Here is a 20,734-nt window from a genome sequence, read left to right as displayed (position 1 = left end):
GGTGACCGATCAACGCTGGTGAGCGGGGTGCGGTGCGTGCGGCTGCAAGGCGGAGGAGGCTGAGCCGGTCGGCCTCCCCCACGCTCGAATGCGCTCGCGCGGAGGGACTCCCATCGCGGCGGGCGGCGCGTTGAACACACCTCCCGGCCGAAGGCCGGGGGACGTCGGCGACCGACGACAACGCCGCAGGCGGGCGTGGCAGACCCCGCGTCTGCGGCATGATCCGTTCGGACAGCCCCTAGGAAGACGCGCGAACCACCAGCTCCGTCGGCAGCACCGCGTGCCGCCGCTCCAGCCCCCGGGACGCAGCCGGGCGCCGGTCGGCGATCTCCGCGAGGAGGAGGTCGATCATCGCGCGGCCCATCTCCACTATGGGCTGGCGGACGCTGGTGAGCGGCGGGTCCATGTGGCGGGCGATGGCCGAGTCGTCGTACCCGACCAGCGCCACGTCGTCGGGGATCCGGCGGCCCACCTCGCGCAGCACCTGGCGGGCGCCCGCCGCCATCACGTCCGAGCCGGCGAAGACGGCGTCGAGGGTGGGGTGCCGGTCCAGCAGCACGGACATCGCCCGCCGGCCGCCCTCCTCGGTGAAGTCGCCCGGCTCGACGAGGAGTTCGTCGGCCTTGTGGCCGGCGTCGCGCAGGGCGTCGCGGTAGCCGTCGACGCGGCGCTGGGCGCCGTACACGTCCAGGCGGCCGGTGATGTGCGCGACCGTCCGGCGGCCGGAGGCGAGCAGGTGCTCCACGGCCGAGCGGCCGCCGCCGTAGTTGTCGGAGTCGACGGACGTCAGCGTCTCGGCGGCGGAGCGCGGGCCGCTGATCACCGCCGGGATCTCCAGCTGGGCGAGGAGGTCCGGCAGCGGGTCGTCGGCGTGCACGGAGACCAGCAGGACACCGTCGACGCGGTGCGCGGCCAGGTACTGGGCGAGCCGCTGCCGCTCCCGGTCGCTGCCCGCGAAGATCAGCAGCAACTGCATCTCGGTGTCGGAGAGTTCGGCGCCGACACCGCGGAGCATGTCCGAGAAGTACGGCTCCGCGAAGAACCGGGTCTCCGGCTCGGGGACGACCAGGGCGATGGCGTCGGTGCGGTTGGCGGCGAGGGCGCGGGCGGCCGTGTTCGGGACATAGCCGAGCTCCGCGACGGCGGCCTCGACGGCGGCCCGGGTGGCGTCGCTGACCCGCGGCGACCCGTTGATCACCCGGGACACGGTGCCGCGCCCCACCCCGGCCCGGGCCGCCACCTCTTCGAGGGTGGGCCGACCACCGCTACGCCCCCGCGCTCCGTGGCTTGCCATGGGCTCCGCCCTCCTCGCCGACGTACAACTCGCTGGCCTGGAATCTAACAGTGCCACCCGACGCCGTAACCGCAGCCGTTTTGTCAGGACATATACGATTTTCGCGACGCCGACGCGCGTTAGCTAACAGCCGGATAACTGAACGCGGTTCGCCGCGCCGACTCCCTTGACACCCCGCTCCGAACCGACGACTCTTCAACACATCACCGGTGGGAGCGCTCCCACAGTACCTGACACATACACATCCCGCACGTTCCCCGCCCGAGCCGCAGCGAGAACTAACGGGCCCAACAAAGCAGTTGGCCGGGGGGTCGGCACGTCAGGGCAACAGGAGGACGTAATGCGAGCACGTACCCGAACCGCCTCACACAAGGCGGTCGTCCTGGCGGCCGTCTTGGCACTGGGAGGAGCGCTGCTGGCCGGCTGTGCCGACGACAGCGGTGGCAGCAGTGACGGCACCAGCGGTGGCGGCAAGGGCAAGACGACGATCACGCTCGGCCTGTTCGGCACCTTCGGCTTCAAGGAGGCCGGGCTCTACAAGGAGTACGAGAAGCTCCACCCGAACATCACCATCAAGGACACCTCGGTCGAGCAGAACGCGAACTACTACCCGGCGCTGGTCAACCACCTGACCACCAACAGCGGTCTGATGGACGTCCAGGCCGTCGAGGTCAGCAACATCGCCGAGGTCACCAGCACGTTCGCGGACAAGCTGGAGGACCTGTCCAAGGTCTCCGGGGTGAAGGAGAGCAACTGGCTGGACTGGAAGTGGAAGCAGGCCACCACCAGCGGCGGCCAGACCATCGGGCTCGGTACCGACGTCGGTCCGCTCGGCATCTGCTACCGCACGGACCTCTTCAAGAAGGCCGGCCTGCCCACCGACCGCGACGCGGTGAGCAAGCTGTGGGCGGGCAGCTGGGACAAGTTCATCCAGGTCGGCGAGAACTACAAGAAGAAGGCACCCTCCGGGACCACCTTCATGGACTCCCCCGGTGGTCTCCTGAACGCGATCCTCTCCAGTGAGAGCACCAAGTTCTACGACTCCTCCGGCAAGATCATCTACAAGACGAACCCGGCCGTGAAGTCCGCGTTCGACACCACCGCGAAGGCCGCGCAGGAGGGACTGGTCCAGGCGCAGACCCAGTTCCAGCCGGCCTGGAACAGCACGATCGCCAACAACAAGTTCGCGGCGATCTCCTGCCCGCCGTGGATGCTCGGCTACATCAAGGGCCAGTCGAAGGCGGACGCGGCCGGCAAGTGGGACGTCGCCCAGGCGCCGCAGGCCGGCAACTGGGGCGGTTCCTTCCTGACCGTGCCCAAGAGCGGCAAGAACGTCGCCGAGGCCGAGAAGCTGGTCGCCTGGCTGACCGCACCCGAACAGCAGGCCAAGCTCTTCAGCGTGCAGGGCTCCTTCCCGAGCGCGCCGTCGACGTACACCTCGGCGGCGGTGACCGGCGCCAAGAACGACATGACCGGTGACGCCCCGATCGGCACGATCTTCGCCGAGGCCGCCAAGAACAGCCCGGTGCAGGTCATCGGCCCGAAGGACCAGATCATCCAGGACGGTCTGGCCAACAACGGCGTCATCCTCGTCACCAAGGGCAAGACGCCCGCGGAGGCCTGGGCGACGGCCACCAAGACCATCGACAACAGCCTGGACAAGTGACCGCCATGGCCACCCGGCACGACACCGCCGCCCCCCTCGCGCAGGAGGGGGGCGCGGCCCCGGTCCGCCCGCCCGCCGCTCCCACGGAGGCGGAGCGGCGGCGCCGCGCCCGTCTCTCGCGCCGCTGGCAGCGGGACATCAAGTGGAGCCCGTACGGGTTCATCTCGCCGTTCTTCGTGCTCTTCCTCGCCTTCGGGCTCTTCCCGCTGATCTACACGGGCTGGGCCTCGCTGCACACGGTGGAGCTGACCGCGCCCACCGACATGCAGTGGGCCGGGCTGCACAACTACACCCGGATCTTCGGCGACGACTTCTTCTGGAACGCGGCGAAGAACACCCTGACCATCGGGATCATCTCGACGGTCCCGCAGCTGCTGATGGCGATGGGGCTCGCCCACATCCTCAACTACCAGCTGCGCGCCTCGACCTTCTACCGGGTCGTGATGCTGGCGCCGTACGCGACGTCGATCGCGGCCGCCTCCCTCGTCTTCGTGCTGCTCTTCGGCCGTGACTACGGGATGATCAACTGGGCGCTGCACTTCGTCGGGGTCGGTCACATCGACTGGCAGAACGACAAGTGGCCCTCGCAGATCGCCGTGTCGTCGATCGTGATCTGGCGCTGGACCGGCTACAACGCGCTGATCTACCTGGCGGCGATGCAGGCGATCCCGACGGACCTGTACGAGTCGGCGGCCCTGGACGGCGCCTCGCGCTGGCGGCAGTTCATCCACGTCACGCTGCCGCAGCTGCGCCCGACGATCCTGTTCACCTGTGTCGTCTCGACCATCGGCGCGAGCCAGCTGTTCGGCGAGCCGCTGATCTTCGACGCCAACAAGGGCGCGTCGGGCGGTGCGGAGCACCAGTTCCAGACGCTCGGCCTGTACCTGTACGAGCAGGGCTGGGTGAACCAGCACCTGGGCCGGGCCTCCGCCATCGCCTGGACGATGTTCCTGATCCTCATCGTGATCGGGATCGTCAACTACGTCATCTCGCGCCGGCTGCGCGCCAGTAGTTAGGAGACCGGCCGTGACGACGACCCTGACCAAACCCTCCGAGGCGGTCGAGCCCAAGCGGGCCCGGCGCTCGAAGTCGGCGCGCGCCGGCGGCACCATGCACGCGGGCCCGATCGCCTACACGGTCCTCGCCCTCTTCTCGATCGGCTCGCTGTTCCCCCTGGTGTGGACGGCGATCGCCGCGTCGCGGAACAACAACCGGCTGGCCGAGACCCCGCCGCCGTTCTGGTTCGGCGGGAACCTCTTCCACAACCTGGACGTGGCCTGGAACGAGGCCAACCTCGGGCAGGCCTTCCTCAACACCACGATCGTGGCGGGCATCTCGGCGGTCACCATCGTCGTACTCTCGACGATCGCCGGGTTCGCCTTCGCCAAGCTGCGCTTCCGGGGCCGCAACATCCTGATGCTGACGGTGATCGGCACGATGATGGTGCCGCCGCAGCTGAGCATCATCCCGCTGTACATGATGGTCGCCAAGCTGAACTGGGCGGACCAGCTCCAGGCCGTCATCTTCCCGTCCCTGGTGAGCGCGTTCGGCGTGTTCTTCATGCGGCAGTACCTGCTCCAGGCGCTGCCGGACGAGCTGATCGAGGCGGCCCGGGTGGACGGTGCGAGCAGCTGGCGGGTGGTGTGGCACATCGTGTTCCCCGCGGCGCGCCCGGCCATGGCGGTGCTCGGCATGCTGATGTTCGTACAGGCCTGGAACGACTTCCTGTGGCCGTTCCTGGTCCTCACCCAGACCGGCAACCCGACCGTGCAGGTCGCCCTGGCGGGCCTGGGCCGCGGCTACACCCCCGACCAGTCCCTGATCATGGCCGGTGCGTTGCTCGGCACCCTCCCGCTGCTGCTCGTCTTCGCGATCTTCGGCAAGCAGATCGTGGGCGGCATCATGCAGGGCGCCGTGAAGGGCTGACCGATCACGAGACAGGGCTGACCGCCTCAGCCTCAAGACGGGGGGCCGGGTCACCGCCGTCCCGGCCCCCTCTCCTCCCCCTCCTCACCCACTCACCCGTCGGTCTCCACGACCTCCTATGGGAGCGCTTCCATGCCTGAGCCCATGACCCCCGTGACCTTTCCTCCCGCCTTCCTCTGGGGCGCCGCCACCTCCGCGTACCAGATCGAGGGGGCGGTGCGGGAGGACGGCCGCACCCCGTCGATCTGGGACACCTTCAGCCATACGCCGGGCAGGACGGCCGGCGGCGAGACCGGTGACATCGCTGTCGACCACTACCACCGCTACCGCGACGACGTGGCCCTGATGGCGGACCTCGGCCTGAACGCCTACCGGTTCTCGGTCTCCTGGTCGCGTGTCCAGCCGACCGGCCGCGGCCCGGCGGTCCAGGTCGGCCTCGACTTCTACCGCCGTCTGGTGGACGAACTGCTGGCCAAGGGCATCAAGCCCGCCGTCACCCTCTACCACTGGGACCTGCCGCAGGAGCTGGAGGACGCGGGCGGCTGGCCGGAGCGGGACACGGCGTACCGGTTCGCCGAGTACGCGCAGATCGTCGGCGAGGCGCTGGGCGACCGGGTGGAGCAGTGGATCACCCTCAACGAGCCCTGGTGCAGCGCCTTCCTGGGCTACGGCTCCGGGGTGCACGCCCCCGGCCGTACCGACCCGGCGGCCACCCTGCGCGCCGCGCACCACCTCAACCTCGCGCACGGCCTGGGCACTTCGGCGCTGCGCTCGGTGATGCCGGCCCGCAACCAGGTCGCGATCAGCCTCAACTCCTCGGTGGTACGACCGCTGTCGCAGGACCCGGCCGACCTGGTCGCCGTCCGCACCATCGACGACCTTGCCAACGGCGTCTTCCACGGCCCGATCCTGCACGGCGCCTACCCCCGGTCGCTGTTCGCGGCGACGGCGTCGGTGACGGACTGGTCGTACGTCCAGGACGGCGACCTCGCCGCCATCCAGCAGCCGCTGGACGCCCTCGGCCTGAACTACTACACGCCCACCCTGGTGTCGGCCGCGGCCGACCCGGCCGCCGGTCCCCGGGCGGACGGCCACGGCACCAGCGCCCACTCCCCCTGGCCGGGCGCCGACGACGTCGCCTTCCACCAGACGCCGGGCGAGCGAACGGAGATGGGCTGGACGATCGACCCGACGGGCCTGCACGACCTGATCATGCGGTACACCGTCGAGGCCCCGGGCCTCCCCCTCTACATCACCGAGAACGGCGCGGCCTACGACGACAAGCCCGACCCCGACGGCAACGTCCACGACCCGGAGCGCATCGCCTACCTGCACGGCCACCTCTCGGCGGTGCGCCGTGCCATCACCGACGGCGCGGACGTGCGCGGCTACTACCTGTGGTCCCTGATGGACAACTTCGAGTGGGCGTACGGCTACGGGAAGCGGTTCGGCGCGGTGTACGTCGACTACGCGACGCTTGCGCGGACGCCGAAGGCCAGCGCCCGGTGGTATGCGGAGGCGGCGCGGACGGGGACGTTGCCCCCGGCGAGGTCGGCTGCTGCCTGACACGCCGCTGTTCGGGCGCGGCGCCGTCGTGGCTGGTCGCGCAGTTCCCCGCGCCCCTTACGGGGCGCTGATGGGCGGGGCGCGGAGTGCCGCGCCCGGCTCACAGGGGGTGCTCAGGGTTCGGCAAGGGGGTTCTCAACTCCCCGGCGTCTCATGAGTGGTACGAGGTGATCGAGCGATCCTCGTGGACGTGGACACCGGAGGACGTCATGGGATTCATCGCGCTGGTGCTGCTGGCGCTGGTCATCGGCTCTGTGGTGGCCCTCGTCGGCCGGAACCGGCAGCAGGCCGCGGCCGACGCCGGGCAGCTGTCGCAGCAGGACCTCGCCGCCGACGCGGGGGCGGAGGCCACCCGCTGGGTGGACCGGCTCGGCGGCGGCATCGCGACCCTGGCCGCGGGCGATGACCGGGCGGCCCGCCAGGCCCTGGCCGACGCGACGGAACGCCATCGCGCGGCCCAGGCCCAGCTGGCGACGGCGTACACCCCGGCGCAGTACGCCCTGGTCACCCAGACCGCCGTCGAGGGCCTGCACTACGTACGGGCGGCCCGCACCGCCCTGGGCCTCGACCCGGGCCCGGCCCTGCCCCCGACGGGCTCGGCCGCGGCGGGCCGGCAGGTGACGGTGGGCGGCCAGACGTACACGTCCTCGGACCGCCCGGGCGCCGGCACCCCCTACTACTACCCGGGCGGAACGGTCGCCGGCCGCACCGTCCCCGGTGGCTGGTACAGCACGCCCTGGTGGAAGACGGCCCTGGTCGCGGGCGCGGCAGGCGTCGGCGGCATGCTCCTGGCGGACGCCCTCTTCGACGGCTTCCACCACCACGGCCCGCCGATGGGCGGACCGGGCGGCTTCGGGGGGTTCGGCGGGCCCGGCGGGTTCTGAGCCGGGCTCCGGAACTCCGGGGGACCGTCAGCCGATCGCGGCGAAGGCCTTCGAGAAGGCGTACTTGTCCTGGGTGATCGAGCTGCAGATGGCGTCGGCGGTGGACTTGGCGCCGCCGGCGCACTGCTGGTCGCGGGTGGCCGACCACATCGAGAGCCAGCCGAGGCCCTTGGACTTGGCGAAGTCGACCAGCTGGGTGGCGTCGTCGACCTTGAAGACCTCGGAGGAGACGTCGTTGACGCCGATCATCGGGGTGACGGCGACCGCCTTCCACGCGGCGGAGTCGGAAAGGCCGAGGACGCTCTTGATCTGGGCCTGGGTGGCGGTGGCCGCCTGGATGGCGTAGGTGCCCATGTCGCCGTTGTACGAGGCGCCGTAGTCCATCGCCATGATGTTGACGGCGCTGGTCTTCACGCCGTTGGCCTTGGCGTCGGAGAGGAGGTTCACGCCGTCCTGGGTGAGGCCCTCCGGCATCACCGGGAGGGTGAAGGAGACGTCCAGGTTCGGGTGGCTCGCCTGGAGCTTGGCGATGGCCTTGGCGCGGTTGGTGTTCGCCGTGGTGTTGGGCAGCGCGCCGCCCTCCACGTCGAAGTCGACCTTGGTCAGGCTGTACGCGTCCACGACCTTGCCGTACGCCGTCGCCAGCGCGTCCGCCGAGGAGCAGGTGGTGGCGAGTTCGGAACCGGACGCGCCGCCGAAGGAGACCCGGACGTCACCGCCCTTGGCGCGCAGCGAGCCGATCTGGGCGGCCACGCCGTCGCTGGACAGATCCGTCACGCCGCCCCACTTGGGCGTGCAGCCGCCGCCGTCGGTGACGAAGGCGAGGTTGTAGTTCTTCACGCCGGTCGCGTTCGCCGCCGCGAGGAGGTCGAACGCCGGGTAGAGGGAGGTGTCGACGTACGGGGCGAAACCGGCGGCGGCGGTGGTGCCGGTGCCGCTGCTCTGGGTCGGGGAGGCGGTGGGGGTGGCCGTCGCGGTGGGGGTGGAGGTGGCAGTGGCGGACGCCGTGGCCGTCGGGGTCGCGGTGGGCGTGGCGGTCGGGGTCGCGGACTGCGTCGGGCGGCCGCTCGGCTCGGGGGTCGACGTACCGTCCGCCGAACAGCTCGCGTTGTCGATACGGCAGCCGGTCGGGTCCCCGCTGCCGTTGACCACGAAGCCGACGGTGTCCGACTCGCCGGCCGCGAGGCCGTCCGTGTCCCACTTCGGCGGCTTCACCGTGACGTGCTGCCCGCTCACCGTGTACTCGGCGTTCCACAGCGAGCTGAGCTTCGCGCCGGCCGGCAGGTCGAACTCCAGCGTCCAGTCCTGCTCCCTGGCGCCGCTGTTGTTCGTGACGACGTACTGCGCGGTGTACCCGGTCGACCAGTCGCTCGTCTTCGTGTAGGCGGCGCCGACTCCGGCCGCCTGCGCGATCCCGGTGAACAGGACCGCCCCGCCACCGGCCACGGCCGCGGCGACCAGACCGCCTATCACCTTGTTCCTGCCACTGATTCTGCGCCGGTGCGTACTCATGCCGTGCCTGCCTTCGCCTGCCGGAGGGGGTGGGGTGCGGCAGCACGCTAGCGGCCAGGAATCGGACAAACGGCCTGATCGGGACGGCCGTTGAGGATCTTAGGGTGCGCTTAAGGAAGGCATCGGGAGCGATTAAAGGTCGAGACCAATTTTCCCGGTCCCCCTCCGGCCCGGGTCCCCCGGCTGCCTGCGCGAACGGCGCCGGCGCACCGCTCCCCGGTGCCCCTTGCGCTCCGGCTTCCGGCCGTCCAGCTGGATCCAGAGCCGCACCTCGGTCCCGCCGAGCACCGACGACCCGATCCGCACGTCGCCACCGGTCGACTCGGCGAGCCGGCGCACGATGTCAAGGCCGAGCCCGGTCGACCCGGCCGCCCCGGAACCCCGCCCCCGGGCCATCGCCGCCTCCGGATCCCGGATGCCCTGTCCCGCGTCCGAGACCAGCACGATCACCGCGTCCTCCGCGTTGTGCACGTCGACCGCGAAGGCGGTGCCCTCCACGGTGTGCCGGAAGACGTTGCCCAGCAGCGCGTCGAGCACGGCGGCCAGGTCGGCGCGGGCGACGGGTATGCGCACCGGCCGGTCCACGCCGGCCACCCGCCACTTGCGGCCCTCGTCCTCCGCGAGCGCCGACCAGAACCCCATCCGCTCCCGCACCACCTCGGCCGCGTCGCACCCGGCCCCCGGCCCGGCGGCCGCCGTCTGCGGCTTGGCCTCCCGGGCGGTGCGGATGATGGTGTCGACCTCGCGCTCCAACTGCGCCACGGCGGCCCGGGTCTGCTCGGCGGCGGCCCCGTCCCCGAGCGAGGCGGCGTTCAGCCGCAGCACGGTGAGCGGAGTACGCAGCCGGTGCGACAGATCCGCCGCCAGCTCCCGTTCGTTGGCCAGCAGTTGTACGACCTGATCGGCCATCGAGTTGAACGCGACCGCCGCCAGCCGCAGTTCGTTCGGCCCTTCCTCGGGCACCCGCGCCCCCAGCTTGCCCTCCCCCAGTTCGTGCGCGCCCTCGACCAGCCGCTGGGCGGGCTGCACCATCCGTACGCCCAGCCGGTCGGCGACCGCGACCGAGCCGACGATCAGCGCCAGGCCGACGGCGGCGAGCACCGCCCAGGCCGTGCCGACGCCGTTGGTCACCTCGGACTCGGGCACGTACACCTCGACGACCGCGATGGCACCGGAGCTCAGCGCGACGGGCTGCAGCAGGGTCGACCCGTCGGCCACCCCGGTCGTGGAGGCCCGCCCCAGCTTCCGTACGGTCGCGATGTCCCGGTCGGCGGCGCGCTGCCGGCCGATGTCGACGGCGGCGGCGCCGTCCGTCGCGGGTATGTGCACGGCCATGCCCCGGTCGGCGCCTGCCGCGGCCACCACCCGCTCCAGCTTGTCCCGGTCGGTGGTGATGGACAGGGCCGGGGCGACGGCGGCGGCCTCCCGCTCGGCGTTGGAGAACGCGCGGTCGCGGGCCAGTTCCTTGACGACCAGGCCGAGCGGCACGGCGAAGGCGACCACGACCATCGCGGTGACCGCCAGGCAGACCTTGACCAGAGCCCATCTCATCCGACCGGCCTCGCTTCCCCGCCGGGCGGCTCCAGCTTCACGCCGACCCCCCGCAGTGTGTGCAGATACCGCGGCCGGGCCGCCGTCTCCCCCAACTTCCGCCGCAGCCAGGACAGATGCACATCGATGGTCTGGTCGTCCCCGTACGACTGCTGCCACACCTCCGCCAGCAGCTCCTTGCGCGGCACCACGACCCCCGGCCGCCCGGCGAGGAAGGCCAGCAGATCGAACTCCCGCCGGGTGAGATCGAGCCGCACCCCGTCCAACTCGGCCTGCCGGCGCAGTGGGTCGACGGCCAGCCCGCCGACCCGCAGCACACTCGACGGCGCCGCCTCGCCCCCGCCCGACCGCGCCCGGCGCAGCACGGCGGCCATCCGCGCCGACAGGTGCTCGACGGAGAACGGCTTGGTCAGATAGTCGTCCGCACCGGCGTTGAGCAGCCGGACGATCTCCGTCTCGTCGTCCCGTGCGGTGGCGATGATGACGGGCACGTCGGTGATGCCGCGCAGCATCTTCAGCGCCTCGGAGCCGTCCAGGTCCGGCAGTCCGAGGTCCAGCACGACCACGTCGAAACGGAAATGGGCGACCTCGCGCAGCGCCTCCAGTGCCGTGCCGACACTGCGCACGGTGTGCGAGGCGTCGGTGAGATGCCGGATGAGCGCCGAGCGTACGAACTGGTCGTCCTCGACCACGAGCACACTTGCCATGCGCCGCACCGTACGCCATGCGGCCGAAGCCGGTCGGAGCCTGTGGATAACTCGGGTCGAGTGCGCACGGCGGTACCCCTGAGGCAATATGGCCCGCGATGCGCAGAGGACTCGTACACGTACTGGCTTGGCTGCTCGCCACGGGCGCGGCGGTCACGCTGTCGTGGTGGGGTGTCCACACGGTGATCGCGGCCACGGCCTACGACCCACCCCGCGCGCTGCCCGTCACGGCGGCGGACGACGACCCGACGACCCAGGGCTCCAAGCCTCTGGCGCCGGCCACGTCCCGCGCGCCGAGCCCTTCGCGCACGACCGCACCGCGCCCGTCGGCGACACCCACGCCGACGCCGTCCCGGACTCCGACGACGACTCCCACCCCCTCGGCCACCGCGACCGCCACCGGCCAGGTCAAGGCCTACGACACGGACGGCGGCCGGGCGGTCTTCGACCTGGGCGACACCAGCGCGACGCTGGTGTCGGCGACACCGGGCACGGGCTGGTCGATGCAGGTCTGGAAGACGGAGACGTGGATCCGCATCGAGTTCAGCAAGAGCACGGACCGCGTCTCGGTGTTCTGCACCTGGCACGACGGGCCGCCGCAGGTGCAGGTGGAGACGTACTGAGAGTCGGCCGACGGCAGGGGGTTTCACTCACCGGCGCTGACAGGGTGCCTCCCCCAGCCCCCACCGGCCCGCAGGCTCAACGAAACACCGAAGGCGGCGGAGAAGGCGAAGCCACGGCCACCGCGTCCGTCACGGCAACCGCCCCGCCGGTGAAGTCCCGCAGCGCCCGCCCGTGTTCGACCCGCCCAGGGTGCGGGTCGGATGCGCAACGCCGGGTCAGCTCCCCCACCGGCAGCTGTACGTCGGCCGCCACCAGCACCGCGTTGCCGAACCGCTTCCCCCGCCACACCCCCGCGTCCGCGACCACCGCGACCTCCGCGAACCGCGCCCCCGCCGTCGCGATCTGCCCCCTGAGGTGCGCGAGCGGCGGCCCGTCCGCGAGGTTCGCGGCGTACACGCCGCCCGGCCGCAGCACCCTCCGCACCCCGTCCAGGAACTCCGTGGACGTCAAATGCGCCGGAGTGCGCGCCCCGCTGAACACATCCGCTATGACCAGGTCCGCCCACGCCTCCGGGACCTTGCCCAGCCCCTCCCGGGCGTCCGCGGACCGCACCCGTATCCGCGCACCGGGATCCAACGGCAACTCCCGCCGCACCAGCTGGACGAGGGCCGCGTCCCGCTCCACCACCTGCTGCGTGGACCGGGGCCGGGTCGCCGCGACGTACCGTGCCAGCGTGAGCGCGCCGCCCCCGAGGTGCACGACCTGCACGGGCCTGCCCGGCGGTGCGACCAGGTCGATCACATGGCCGAGCCGGCGCTGGTACTCGAAGAAGAGATAGCCCGGGTCGTCGAGGTCGACGTGCGACTGCGGGGCGCCGTCGATGAGCAGCGTCCAGGCCCGGCCCCGGTCGGGGTCGGGGATGAGCTGGGCGAGGCCGCCGTCGACGGCCTCGACAACGGCGTCGGCGGCGGTCGCCCTGCGCCGTGAGTTCCTGGACTTGCCCATGCCGCCATTTTCCCAGGCGCCGGCCGTCCGGGAAATTCAGCGGCAGCTGTCCGCGGCCTCGATCAGCCGGGCCGCCTCCCCGAGCGCCCGGCGCAGCACCGCCGGGTCGGTGGCGAGGTCGGCCTCGCCGGGCGGCAGCAGCCAGTCGGAGCCCTCGACCGGCGGCTCGGGGCTGAGCCGCAGCCCGCGCCCGTCGGTCTCCGTACAGGTGCTGCCCGGAACGTTCCAGCCCGCCGCCGTACCGGCCGGCACCACGAAGCCGAGGGTGTCGCCCCCGTCGTCGTGGAGTACGGGCCCCACCGCGTCCCCGGCCCCTCGGCGCAGGATGTCGACCGCCTCCAGACCCTGCCGGGCCGGCACCGTCACAAGATCGCATCCCGCATCGTCTGCCGCCGAAGTCAACGAAGTCACCGAAGCCACCGGCGGCGTACAAGGATCGTTGCTCTGGCTGGTCTCCATCCCGGCCTCCACCACGCAGCCCTCTTGCAGTCCATGACGTCCAACGCGCCACCGCGTCAACGGCTACGGCGGAAGTCAGCCGCAAAGGATGGCAGTTCATGGCAGATCGTGGATGAGATATCCGGTTTGTAGCCAAACACAGCGTCACGGGTCCGACACAGCAGGTACGTTCTTGCCCGCCGGAATCAAGGGTCCACTCGGACAACTCACCATGAGTCCGGCATGGTTCGACGGTTCGCACGAGAGGACCCGGCCATGGCGTCGTCAACCACGAATTCGCCACAGCCCGATCGGCCGGTACGGCCGAACCTCGCCTTCCGGCAGGTGCGCGGCCGGCATTCGCCGGCCGAGTTCGCCGCGCTGGTACGGCGTGCCGCCCGCGAGATCGGCGAGCGGGTGAGCTGTGACGCGCGCTACATCGGCCGGGTCGAGGCAGGCGAGATCCGCTGCCCGAACTACGCGTACGAACGGGTGTTCCTGCACATGTTCCCCGGTCGTTCGCTCGCCGACCTCGGCTTCGCGCCCCGCTCGTCCGTCCGCGGACGTGCGACGCGGCCGCCGGAGGACGTGCCCCTGGCTCTCGCCAGAGGTGAGACGCAAGGGGCCGTAGAGCCGTATGACCCGCAGGACCCGTACGAGACGCACGACAACTACGAGGAGAGCGACGTGCTGCGTCGCCTATTCATGACCGGCGGGGGCGCCACGGTGGCCGCCGCCACGCTGGGCCCCCTGGGGTTCACCATCGACGCCGTGGCGGCGGACCGGCCGGTGCGCCGCGCCGGGTCCTCGCACGCGGCCGCCCTGGAGGAGGCCGTACGCCGGATCCGGCTGCTGGACGACCGGCACGGCGCGGACGGGCTGTACCGGCGCGCGGCGGCTCCGCTGCGCGCGGCGTACGCGCTGCTCGACGCGGGCGCGACCCGGCAGACGACCGCCGAGCGGTTGCACTCGGGCGCCGGTGAACTGGCCATCTCGGTGGGCTGGCTGGCCCATGACTCCGGCCGCTTCGACGACGCCCGCTCGCACTACGCGGAGGCGCTGGCGACCGCGCGGATGACCGGGGACCCGGGGCTCGAGGCGCATGCCTTCTGCAACACGGCGTTCCTGGCGCGGGACGCCGGGCGGCCGCGGGAGGCGGTACGGGCGGCGCAGGCCGCGCAGCGCGTCGGCCGCCCCCTGGGCTCGGCCCGTCTCATGTCCCTGCTCGCCCTGCGCGAGGCAGGCGGCTGGGCCGGGCTCGCCGACCGCACCGGCGCCGAACAGGCGCTGGCCCGTGCGCAGGCCCTCTTCGAGCGAGGCCACTCGGACGCCGACCCCGAGTGGATGAGCTTCTACGGAGAGGCCGAGCTGGAGGGCCTGGAGGCGCAGTGCTGGTCCATGCTGGGCGACTGGCCACGGGCCGCACGGCACGCACGCCGGGCCGCCGACCTGCAGGACCCGCACTTCACCAGGAACATCGCGCTGTACACGGCGGAGCTCGCCGACGACCTCGCGCGCGGGGGACGGCCCGACGAGGCGGCGACGGCGGGCATGCGGGTCCTGGACCTGCTGGACCAGGTCCAGTCGTCCCGGATCCAGGGGATGCTGGCGGGCACGGCACGGGTGCTGTTGCCGCACCGCCGGGCGAGCGGGGTCCAGGAGTTCCTGGACCGGCACGCGTCCACGCCGAGGGTTGGGTAGGGCCGAGACCTGGGTCGCGGGGGCCGAGTGTCGGCTGCGGGCCGGTGGGGGCTGGTCGCGCAGTTCCCCGCGCCCCTGAAGGGGCGCCGGTGAGCGAAACCCCCCACCGTCACCCCGCCAAGTGCCCCAAGTCGTTCCAGCTCTCGATGGCAGGCTCTCCATAAGCCCACCCCAGTACCGACAGCGACGTCGGGTTCAGTCGGATCCGTGCCGCGAAGGCCAGCGGCAGGCCCAGCCACCGCGCCCCGATCGACCGCAGGATGTGCCCGTGGGCGAACACCAGTACGTCCCGGTCGGCCGACCGCGCCCAGGACACCACCTCGTCCGCCCGCGCGGTCACCTCCGCCAGGGACTCGCCCCCGGGCACCCCGTCCCGCCAGATCAGCCAGCCCGGCCGGTCCGCCTGGATCTCCGCCGGGGTCAGGCCCTCGTACGCCCCGTAGTCCCACTCCATCAGCGTGTCCCACCGCTCGGCCCGCTCGCCGAACCCGGCGAGTTCGCACGTCTCACGCGCGCGTGCCAGCGGGCTGGTGCGTATCTCGGCGTCGGCGAGGCCGTCGAACGGCGGCCGGTGCAGGCGCTCGCCGAGCGACTTGGCCCCCCGCCGGCCCTCCTCCAGGAGCGGCACGTCGGTCCTGCCGGTGTGCTTGCCGGACAGTGACCACTCCGTCTGTCCATGCCGGGCCAGCAGGATGCGCGGTGCCATGGAGAGAGAACCTTTCGGGAGAAATTCGGAAGCGGGACACCTCCATCATCACCCACGCTGGGAACACGCCGGGAACGAGCCGGGAGCGGGCAACCCGGGGCGCGTTCCCGGCGTCTTTGAGTGCTGAGCGCCCCGCATGGGCGGGAAGGCGCGCAACGTAAAGTGTCACGGTCGGCCCCCCGGGCGCCGCGCGGACAGGGACGAGAAGGGGGAGGCAGTCGGATGCCGCAGACCGAGAAACCAGGCACCGAGGTGGCTGCGCGAACCCGGCTGCGCTGGTGGACCGAGCTGCCGCTGATCCTGCTGGTGTACAGCTGCTACTCGGCCGGCCGGCTGCTCGCGCGCGGGGACACGGGCACCGCCGTCGACCACGGCCTGGCGATCCTGCGCATCGAGAAGGCCCTGCACCTCAACGCCGAGCACCCGCTCAACCGCCTCTTCACGCGGGAGGCGTGGCTCGGCATACCGGCGGACTTCTGGTACGCCTCGCTGCACTACCTGGTCACCCCGGCGATCCTGGTCTTCCTGTTCCGCAGGCGCGCCGAGGTCTACCGGCGGGCCCGCACCTGGCTGATGACGTCCACGTTCATCGGCCTGATCGGCTTCACCCTGCTGCCCACCTGCCCGCCCCGGCTGCTGGACGCGAAGTACGGCTTCGTCGACACGATGGCCCAGTACAGCTCGTACGGCTGGTGGGGCGGTGACGCCAGCGCCCCGCGCGGCATGGGCGGCATGACCAACCAGTACGCGGCGATGCCGAGCCTGCACTGCGGCTGGGCGCTGTGGTGCGGGGTGATGCTCTGGCGCCACGGCGGCAACCGCCTGACCAAGGTGCTCGGTGTGGCCTACCCGCTGCTGACCGCGATCGTGGTCATGGGCACCGCCAACCACTACTTCCTGGACGCGGTCGCGGGCGTGGTCGTGATGGGCGTGGGCTACCTGCTGGCACCGTACGTGATGCGGGTCGCGGATCTCGTCCGGGTGCGGATCACCCCGGGCGCCTCCCTCGTCGCAGCCCGCTCGGGCAGCGCAGGCTCCCCGATTGTCAGTGCCGGATGCCAGACTTCGGCGGGTGAGCGAATTCCAGCGCAGCGCGAGTCCCGGCCTGCCGCCGCAGCCGAACCGGACGCCGCCCCCACCGACGCGGGGGACGGCGCTCCGGCACCGGCTCGCTGAGCTGCGCGGCCCCGACGTCCCGGCCAAGGCCCTCGACGCGCGCGCCCTCGCGGCGCTCGCCGCGAACCCGGGGTGCAGGCGGCGGGCGATCCTGGACGGCGCCGGGGTGGACAAGACCGCGCTGGCGGGTGCCCTCGGTTCGCCGTCGGGCTTCGGCCAGTCGCAGTTCGCGCTGACCCGGGGCAACGCCTTCGAGGCGAAGGTGAAGGCGGACGGCGGGGCCGAGTTGCTGCGGCTGGTGCGCACCCGTCTCGACCCGGGCGCCGAGCCGGCCGAGCGGGCCGCCGTGCCGGACCTCTCCGCGATCGGGCCCGAGGGGCGTACGGCCCGTACGGCGCTGGCGCTGCGCGAGGCCGTGGCGGCCGGCGGCTGGGCGCTGTTCGACCATCCGATGCTGGCCCTCGACGTGGCCGGCTCCCCCGCGTTCCTGGAGCCGGACGCGGTGGTCGTGCACCCGGACGGCAGCTGGACGGTCGTGGAGATCAAGTCCTTCCCGATGCTGGACGGTTCCGCCGACCCGGCGAAGGTGGGCGCGGCCGCCCGGCAGGCCGCGGTGTACGTGCTGGCCCTGGAGCAGGTCGCGGCCCGGCTCACCCCCGCCCCGCGCGTCCGCCACGACGTACTCCTCGTCTGCCCCAAGGACTTCGCCAACCTGCCCACCGCCGCCGCCGTGGACGTCCGCAAGCAGCGCGCGGTCACCGCCCGCCAGCTGGCCCGGCTCACCCGTATCCAGGACATCGCCGACACCCTCCCGGCGGGCACCTGTTTCGCCCCGGACCTGCCGACGGAGCAGCTCACGGCCGCCGTGGACGCCGTCCCCGCGGCCTACGCACCCGAGTGCCTGTCCGCCTGCGAACTGGCCTTCCACTGCCGGCAGCGCTCCCGCGCGGCCGACGAGGTGACCGCGCTGGGCCGCGCGGCCCGCGCCGAGCTGGGCGGGCTGTCCACCGTCGAGGACGTGCTGTCGGCGGCGCGCGGCGAGAGCGGCGACCCGGCCGACCCGGCGGTGGCGGCCCTGCGCCGGGCGGCGGCGCTGCGCGCCGAAGCCCTGAGCACCAGTGCCCGCGTCGGCGCCGACGCCCAGGAGGCCCTGTGTCCCTGATCACCACCCTCGCCCGCCTCGAAGCGGTGAGCACGGGCACCGCGCAGCCCGCCGCGACCGTCCGCCACCGGCACCTCTCCGACCACCCGCTGGTCTTCGTACCGCTCACCACCGCCGGTGAGGCCGGTGCTCCGCTCGGCGCCCTGGTCGGCACCGACCGGGACGCGCCGCGCCTGCTGGTCGTACCCCAGCCGCGCGACCGGGACCTGCGGTTCGCCTTCCTCGCCGAGCTCGCCGACGTCGTCCTGCCGTACCTGGACTCCTACGCGGACAGCGTCGAGGCCGCCGAACGCACCGAGACCGACCCGGAGACCGGCAAGCGGGTCAAGGTCGAGGTCGAACTGTGCGCGGACGCGCCCCAGTTGATCGTCCCGGGCCGCGCGGGCGTCGAGTACGTGCGGCTGCTGGGGCGGTCGATGCGGTTCCGGCGCACCGCGGAGCAGGACCCGGAGACGCCCTACCCGGCCCCGCCCCGGGTGCCGTTGCTCGGCCGCTGGCTCACCCACTTCGGCGAGCGTGCCCGGGTCCCCGGCTCCTCCCTGCTCCTCGCCATGACGGACCTGCTGTCCCGGCACTGGGCCACCGGCCAGTCCGGCATCGAGGACCAGCACCTGGGCGCGCTGCTCGCCTGGATCGCCCCTCCGGAGGGCAGCACGGGCGCGCAGGCCGCGCGGGTGGCCGAGCTGGCGCGGGACGGCGACGGGCAGTTGCTGTGCCCGCCGGCCGGTCCCGCCACCGACCCGGCGTTCGACAACAAGCTGCTGGCCCCGGCCTTCGAGCGCTACGACCGGGCGCGCACCGCCCTCGCCGGGGCCGAGGACGGCCTCCAGGCCGACGACCGGCTGGCGATCCTCACCGCCGTCGAGCGGGAGATCCGCGCACTGGTCGAGAGCCGTACCCGGCCCACCTGGGACGCGGTCTGGCAGGGCCTCGACCTGCTGCGCGGGCTGCCGGAGGGCGCCCGGGCCGAGGAGCGGTGGACGCGCGACCGCTGGTCGTTCACCGGTCACCGCGACCGGGTGCTGGCCGGCGAACCCCCGCAGCCGCGCCGCGACGACGCGGTCACGGCCGCCAACAAGCTGGCCACGCGCGAGCGCGAACAGGCCCGCCTCGACGCCCAGGAGGCTCTCGACGACCCGCTGGTGATGGCGGGGCGGCGGCTGTCCGGGGAGGCGTTCGCGGGCGAGGTCCTCGATGTCGTCATGGCGTACAGCGAGGGCAAGCGGCCCAGCCCGCGCCCGCTGCTGACCGTGCGCACGGAGGACCGGCCGCAGCTGGGCGAGCGCGCCAAGGCGTACCGCTCGCTGGGCGGCAAGCCGCAGTCGACGGAGTTCGTCGGGTACGAGGCGGAGGGGGTCCTGGTGCTGCGCGTCCTGGACAAGATGGGCCGCGGCAAGGAACCCGAGGAGGGCTCGGTGCCGGAGAAGGGCGACCGGCTCGTCTTCACCCTGTTCGAACACGAACAGCGCGGCGGCGCCAAGCTGCCCGACCCGGAGCAGACCCCGTGGACGCACGGCGGCCCGCCGGGCGAGGCGGCACCGGAGGCGGCCGACACCGTGACGGCGGAGGACGTGCTGTGACGACCACGGACTTCGATCCCGGAGCGGCCGCCGCGCAGGCCACCGCCGCGATCCTCCACGACACCCTGCACGGCACCGACCGGGGTGTGGTCGTGGACTCCCCGCCGGGCGCCGGCAAGTCCACGCTGGTGGTCCGCGCCGCGCTGGAACTCGCGGACGCGGGCCGCCCGCTGATGGTGGTCGCGCAGACGAACGCCCAGGTGGACGACCTGGTCCTGCGGCTCGCCGAGAAGAACCCGGAACTCCCCGTCGGTCGCCTCCACAGCAGTGACGCCGACCCGTACGACAAGGCGCTGGACGACCTGCCGAGCGTCCGCAAGTCGGCGAAGGCGGCCGACCTCAGGGAGACGCAGGTCGTGCTGTCCACCGCCGCGAAGTGGGCGCACGTGAAGGTGGACGAGCCCTGGCGGCACGCGATCGTCGACGAGGCTTACCAGATGCGCTCGGACTCGCTGCTCGCCGTGGCCGGCCTGTTCGAACGAGCGCTGTTCGTGGGTGACCCCGGCCAGCTGGACCCGTTCGCGATCGTGGGCAGCGAGCAGTGGGCGGGTCTGTCGTACGACCCTTCGGCCTCCGCCGTCTCCACGCTGCTCGCCCACAACCCGGGCCTGCCCCAGCACCGCCTCCCGGTCTCCTGGCGCCTGCCGGCCTCCGCGGCCCCCCTGGTCTCCGCCGCGTTCTACCCGTACACCCCGTTCCGCAGCGGCACCGACCACGGCGACCGGCGCCTCGCCTTCGCCGTCCCCTCCGACGGCTCCGGGCCCGACCGGGTGATCGACGAGGCGGCGGAGTCCGGCTGGGGTCTGCTGGAACTGCCCGCCCGGCACACCCCGCGCACCGACCCGGAGGCGGTCCGGGCCGTGGCGACGGTGGTACGACGCCTGCTCGACCGCGGCGGCGCGGCCCTCTCCGAGCGCTCCCCCGCCCCCTCACCCCTCACCGCCGACCGGATCGCCGTGGGCACCGCCCACCGGGACCAGGCGGCGGCCGTCCGCGCGGCCCTGGCGGAGCTGGGCGCGGCGGACGTCACCGTCGACACGGCGAACCGCCTCCAGGGCCGTGAGTACGACGTGACGGTCGTCCTCCACCCGCTCTCCGGCCGCCCCGACGCCACCGCCTTCCACCTGGAGACCGGCCGCCTCTGCGTCCTCGCCTCCCGCCACCGCCACGCCTGCATCATGATCTGCCGCGCCGGCGTGACCGACCTCCTGGACGACTACCCGTCGACAGAACCGGTCCAACTGGGAACCCTCGTGAAGTTCCCGGACGGCTGGGAGGCGAACCACGCGGTACTGGCACACCTGGCCGAACACCGAGTGACATGGCGCCCCTGACAAACACCGGAACCGGCACCGC

General features: G+C 72.5%; 18 protein-coding genes. 11 read left to right on the top strand and 7 right to left on the bottom strand.

Annotated elements, in window-relative coordinates; genetic code table 11:
* Positions 1 to 238: 238 nt before the first annotated feature.
* Positions 239 to 1,294, bottom strand: coding sequence for a LacI family DNA-binding transcriptional regulator (locus tag ACFWPS_RS24185; protein WP_383708232.1), 1,056 nt, complete (start codon positions 1,292 to 1,294; stop codon positions 239 to 241).
* 340 nt (positions 1,295 to 1,634) lie between these two features.
* Between ACFWPS_RS24185 and ACFWPS_RS24180 the strand changes: the two genes are divergently transcribed.
* The 5 genes from ACFWPS_RS24180 (at position 1,635) to ACFWPS_RS24160 (ending at position 7,336) form a co-directional block, all read left to right on the top strand.
* Entirely contained in the window at positions 1,635 to 2,960 is a 1,326-nt protein-coding gene (locus ACFWPS_RS24180; RefSeq protein ID WP_383708231.1) for an ABC transporter substrate-binding protein, read from the top strand.
* A 5-nt stretch (positions 2,961 to 2,965) separates the two neighbouring features.
* Positions 2,966 to 3,976 carry a carbohydrate ABC transporter permease gene (locus ACFWPS_RS24175; protein WP_383708303.1) on the top strand — a complete coding sequence of 337 codons (1,011 nt, stop codon included), beginning with the start codon at positions 2,966 to 2,968 and terminating at the stop codon, positions 3,974 to 3,976.
* A gap of 10 nt (positions 3,977 to 3,986) precedes the next feature.
* Positions 3,987 to 4,886, top strand: a complete 900-nt coding sequence (locus tag ACFWPS_RS24170; protein ID WP_383708230.1) for a carbohydrate ABC transporter permease — start codon at positions 3,987 to 3,989, stop codon at positions 4,884 to 4,886.
* A 132-nt stretch (positions 4,887 to 5,018) separates the two neighbouring features.
* Positions 5,019 to 6,452 (top strand): GH1 family beta-glucosidase, encoded by a 1,434-nt coding sequence (locus ACFWPS_RS24165; protein WP_383708229.1) that lies wholly within the window; start codon positions 5,019 to 5,021, stop codon positions 6,450 to 6,452.
* Between the two features lie 209 nt (positions 6,453 to 6,661).
* Positions 6,662 to 7,336: a hypothetical protein gene (locus tag ACFWPS_RS24160; RefSeq protein ID WP_383708228.1), complete on the top strand. Its 675-nt coding sequence runs from the start codon at positions 6,662 to 6,664 to the stop codon at positions 7,334 to 7,336.
* Between the two features lie 27 nt (positions 7,337 to 7,363).
* On the opposite strand, the gene ACFWPS_RS24155 is transcribed toward ACFWPS_RS24160, so the two are convergent.
* From ACFWPS_RS24155 to ACFWPS_RS24145, 3 genes are all read right to left on the bottom strand, one after another.
* On the bottom strand, positions 7,364 to 8,848 hold the full coding sequence (locus tag ACFWPS_RS24155; RefSeq protein ID WP_383708227.1) for a cellulose binding domain-containing protein: 1,485 nt from the start codon (positions 8,846 to 8,848) through the stop codon (positions 7,364 to 7,366).
* 132 nt (positions 8,849 to 8,980) lie between these two features.
* A complete protein-coding gene (locus tag ACFWPS_RS24150; protein ID WP_383708226.1) occupies positions 8,981 to 10,399 on the bottom strand; it encodes a sensor histidine kinase in 1,419 nt (472 codons plus the stop codon).
* Complete coding sequence (locus ACFWPS_RS24145) at positions 10,396 to 11,106, bottom strand: response regulator transcription factor (RefSeq protein WP_089105154.1); 711 nt, start codon at positions 11,104 to 11,106, stop codon at positions 10,396 to 10,398. Before ACFWPS_RS24145 ends, ACFWPS_RS24150 begins: the two co-directional genes overlap by 4 nt.
* A 98-nt stretch (positions 11,107 to 11,204) precedes the next feature.
* Here ACFWPS_RS24145 and ACFWPS_RS24140 point away from each other — a divergent pair, with 98 nt between their 5' ends.
* Positions 11,205 to 11,729, top strand: a complete 525-nt coding sequence (locus ACFWPS_RS24140) for a hypothetical protein (RefSeq protein ID WP_383708225.1) — start codon at positions 11,205 to 11,207, stop codon at positions 11,727 to 11,729.
* A 76-nt stretch (positions 11,730 to 11,805) separates the two neighbouring features.
* Here ACFWPS_RS24140 and ACFWPS_RS24135 read toward each other — a convergent pair whose 3' ends face one another.
* Positions 11,806 to 12,675, bottom strand: a complete 870-nt coding sequence (locus ACFWPS_RS24135; protein ID WP_383708224.1) for a spermidine synthase — start codon at positions 12,673 to 12,675, stop codon at positions 11,806 to 11,808.
* Between the two features lie 36 nt (positions 12,676 to 12,711).
* Positions 12,712 to 13,134, bottom strand: coding sequence for a hypothetical protein (locus tag ACFWPS_RS24130; protein WP_383708223.1), 423 nt, complete (start codon positions 13,132 to 13,134; stop codon positions 12,712 to 12,714).
* 255 nt (positions 13,135 to 13,389) lie between these two features.
* Here ACFWPS_RS24130 and ACFWPS_RS24125 point away from each other — a divergent pair, with 255 nt between their 5' ends.
* The gene (locus ACFWPS_RS24125) at positions 13,390 to 14,814 is read left to right on the top strand and encodes a hypothetical protein (protein WP_383708222.1); all 1,425 of its coding nucleotides are present in this window, start codon (positions 13,390 to 13,392) and stop codon (positions 14,812 to 14,814) included.
* A gap of 109 nt (positions 14,815 to 14,923) precedes the next feature.
* Here ACFWPS_RS24125 and ACFWPS_RS24120 read toward each other — a convergent pair whose 3' ends face one another.
* Positions 14,924 to 15,520, bottom strand: a complete 597-nt coding sequence (locus tag ACFWPS_RS24120) for a histidine phosphatase family protein (RefSeq protein ID WP_383708221.1) — start codon at positions 15,518 to 15,520, stop codon at positions 14,924 to 14,926.
* Positions 15,521 to 15,742: 222 nt separating this feature from the next.
* Here ACFWPS_RS24120 and ACFWPS_RS24115 point away from each other — a divergent pair, with 222 nt between their 5' ends.
* The 4 genes from ACFWPS_RS24115 to ACFWPS_RS24100 are packed head-to-tail and all read left to right on the top strand — an operon-like array spanning position 15,743 to position 20,712.
* Positions 15,743 to 16,696, top strand: coding sequence for a phosphatase PAP2 family protein (locus ACFWPS_RS24115; RefSeq protein WP_383708220.1), 954 nt, complete (start codon positions 15,743 to 15,745; stop codon positions 16,694 to 16,696).
* Positions 16,593 to 17,798, top strand: coding sequence for a hypothetical protein (locus tag ACFWPS_RS24110; RefSeq protein WP_383708219.1), 1,206 nt, complete (start codon positions 16,593 to 16,595; stop codon positions 17,796 to 17,798). Before ACFWPS_RS24115 ends, ACFWPS_RS24110 begins: the two co-directional genes overlap by 104 nt.
* Entirely contained in the window at positions 17,789 to 19,378 is a 1,590-nt protein-coding gene (locus ACFWPS_RS24105) for a hypothetical protein (protein ID WP_383708218.1), read from the top strand. The genes ACFWPS_RS24110 and ACFWPS_RS24105 overlap by 10 nt, the downstream gene beginning before the upstream one ends.
* Positions 19,375 to 20,712 carry an AAA domain-containing protein gene (locus ACFWPS_RS24100; protein WP_383708217.1) on the top strand — a complete coding sequence of 446 codons (1,338 nt, stop codon included), beginning with the start codon at positions 19,375 to 19,377 and terminating at the stop codon, positions 20,710 to 20,712. Before ACFWPS_RS24105 ends, ACFWPS_RS24100 begins: the two co-directional genes overlap by 4 nt.
* Positions 20,713 to 20,734 lie beyond the last annotated feature (22 nt).

Origin of the sequence: Streptomyces sp. NPDC058457 (genome assembly GCF_042720695.1) — a bacterium.
Lineage (GTDB): Bacteria > Actinomycetota > Actinomycetes > Streptomycetales > Streptomycetaceae > Streptomyces.
Note: the sequence above shows the minus strand (reverse complement) of the source record. Positions and strands in the feature narration are given on the sequence as shown.

What these genes read in the sequence shown, in the direction of transcription:
- ACFWPS_RS24185 (WP_383708232.1), bottom strand. Translation starts at nt 1,294, where the DNA reads ATGGCAAGCCACGGAGCGCGGGGGCGTAGCGGTGGTCGGCCCACCCTC.
- ACFWPS_RS24180 (WP_383708231.1), top strand. Translation starts at nt 1,635, where the DNA reads ATGCGAGCACGTACCCGAACCGCCTCACACAAGGCGGTCGTCCTGGCG.
- ACFWPS_RS24175 (WP_383708303.1), top strand. Translation starts at nt 2,966, where the DNA reads ATGGCCACCCGGCACGACACCGCCGCCCCCCTCGCGCAGGAGGGGGGC.
- ACFWPS_RS24165 (WP_383708229.1), top strand. Translation starts at nt 5,019, where the DNA reads ATGCCTGAGCCCATGACCCCCGTGACCTTTCCTCCCGCCTTCCTCTGG.
- ACFWPS_RS24160 (WP_383708228.1), top strand. Translation starts at nt 6,662, where the DNA reads ATGGGATTCATCGCGCTGGTGCTGCTGGCGCTGGTCATCGGCTCTGTG.
- ACFWPS_RS24155 (WP_383708227.1), bottom strand. Translation starts at nt 8,848, where the DNA reads ATGAGTACGCACCGGCGCAGAATCAGTGGCAGGAACAAGGTGATAGGC.
- ACFWPS_RS24150 (WP_383708226.1), bottom strand. Translation starts at nt 10,399, where the DNA reads ATGAGATGGGCTCTGGTCAAGGTCTGCCTGGCGGTCACCGCGATGGTC.
- ACFWPS_RS24145 (WP_089105154.1), bottom strand. Translation starts at nt 11,106, where the DNA reads ATGGCAAGTGTGCTCGTGGTCGAGGACGACCAGTTCGTACGCTCGGCG.
- ACFWPS_RS24140 (WP_383708225.1), top strand. Translation starts at nt 11,205, where the DNA reads ATGCGCAGAGGACTCGTACACGTACTGGCTTGGCTGCTCGCCACGGGC.
- ACFWPS_RS24135 (WP_383708224.1), bottom strand. Translation starts at nt 12,675, where the DNA reads ATGGGCAAGTCCAGGAACTCACGGCGCAGGGCGACCGCCGCCGACGCC.
- ACFWPS_RS24130 (WP_383708223.1), bottom strand. Translation starts at nt 13,134, where the DNA reads ATGGAGACCAGCCAGAGCAACGATCCTTGTACGCCGCCGGTGGCTTCG.
- ACFWPS_RS24125 (WP_383708222.1), top strand. Translation starts at nt 13,390, where the DNA reads ATGGCGTCGTCAACCACGAATTCGCCACAGCCCGATCGGCCGGTACGG.
- ACFWPS_RS24120 (WP_383708221.1), bottom strand. Translation starts at nt 15,520, where the DNA reads ATGGCACCGCGCATCCTGCTGGCCCGGCATGGACAGACGGAGTGGTCA.
- ACFWPS_RS24115 (WP_383708220.1), top strand. Translation starts at nt 15,743, where the DNA reads ATGCCGCAGACCGAGAAACCAGGCACCGAGGTGGCTGCGCGAACCCGG.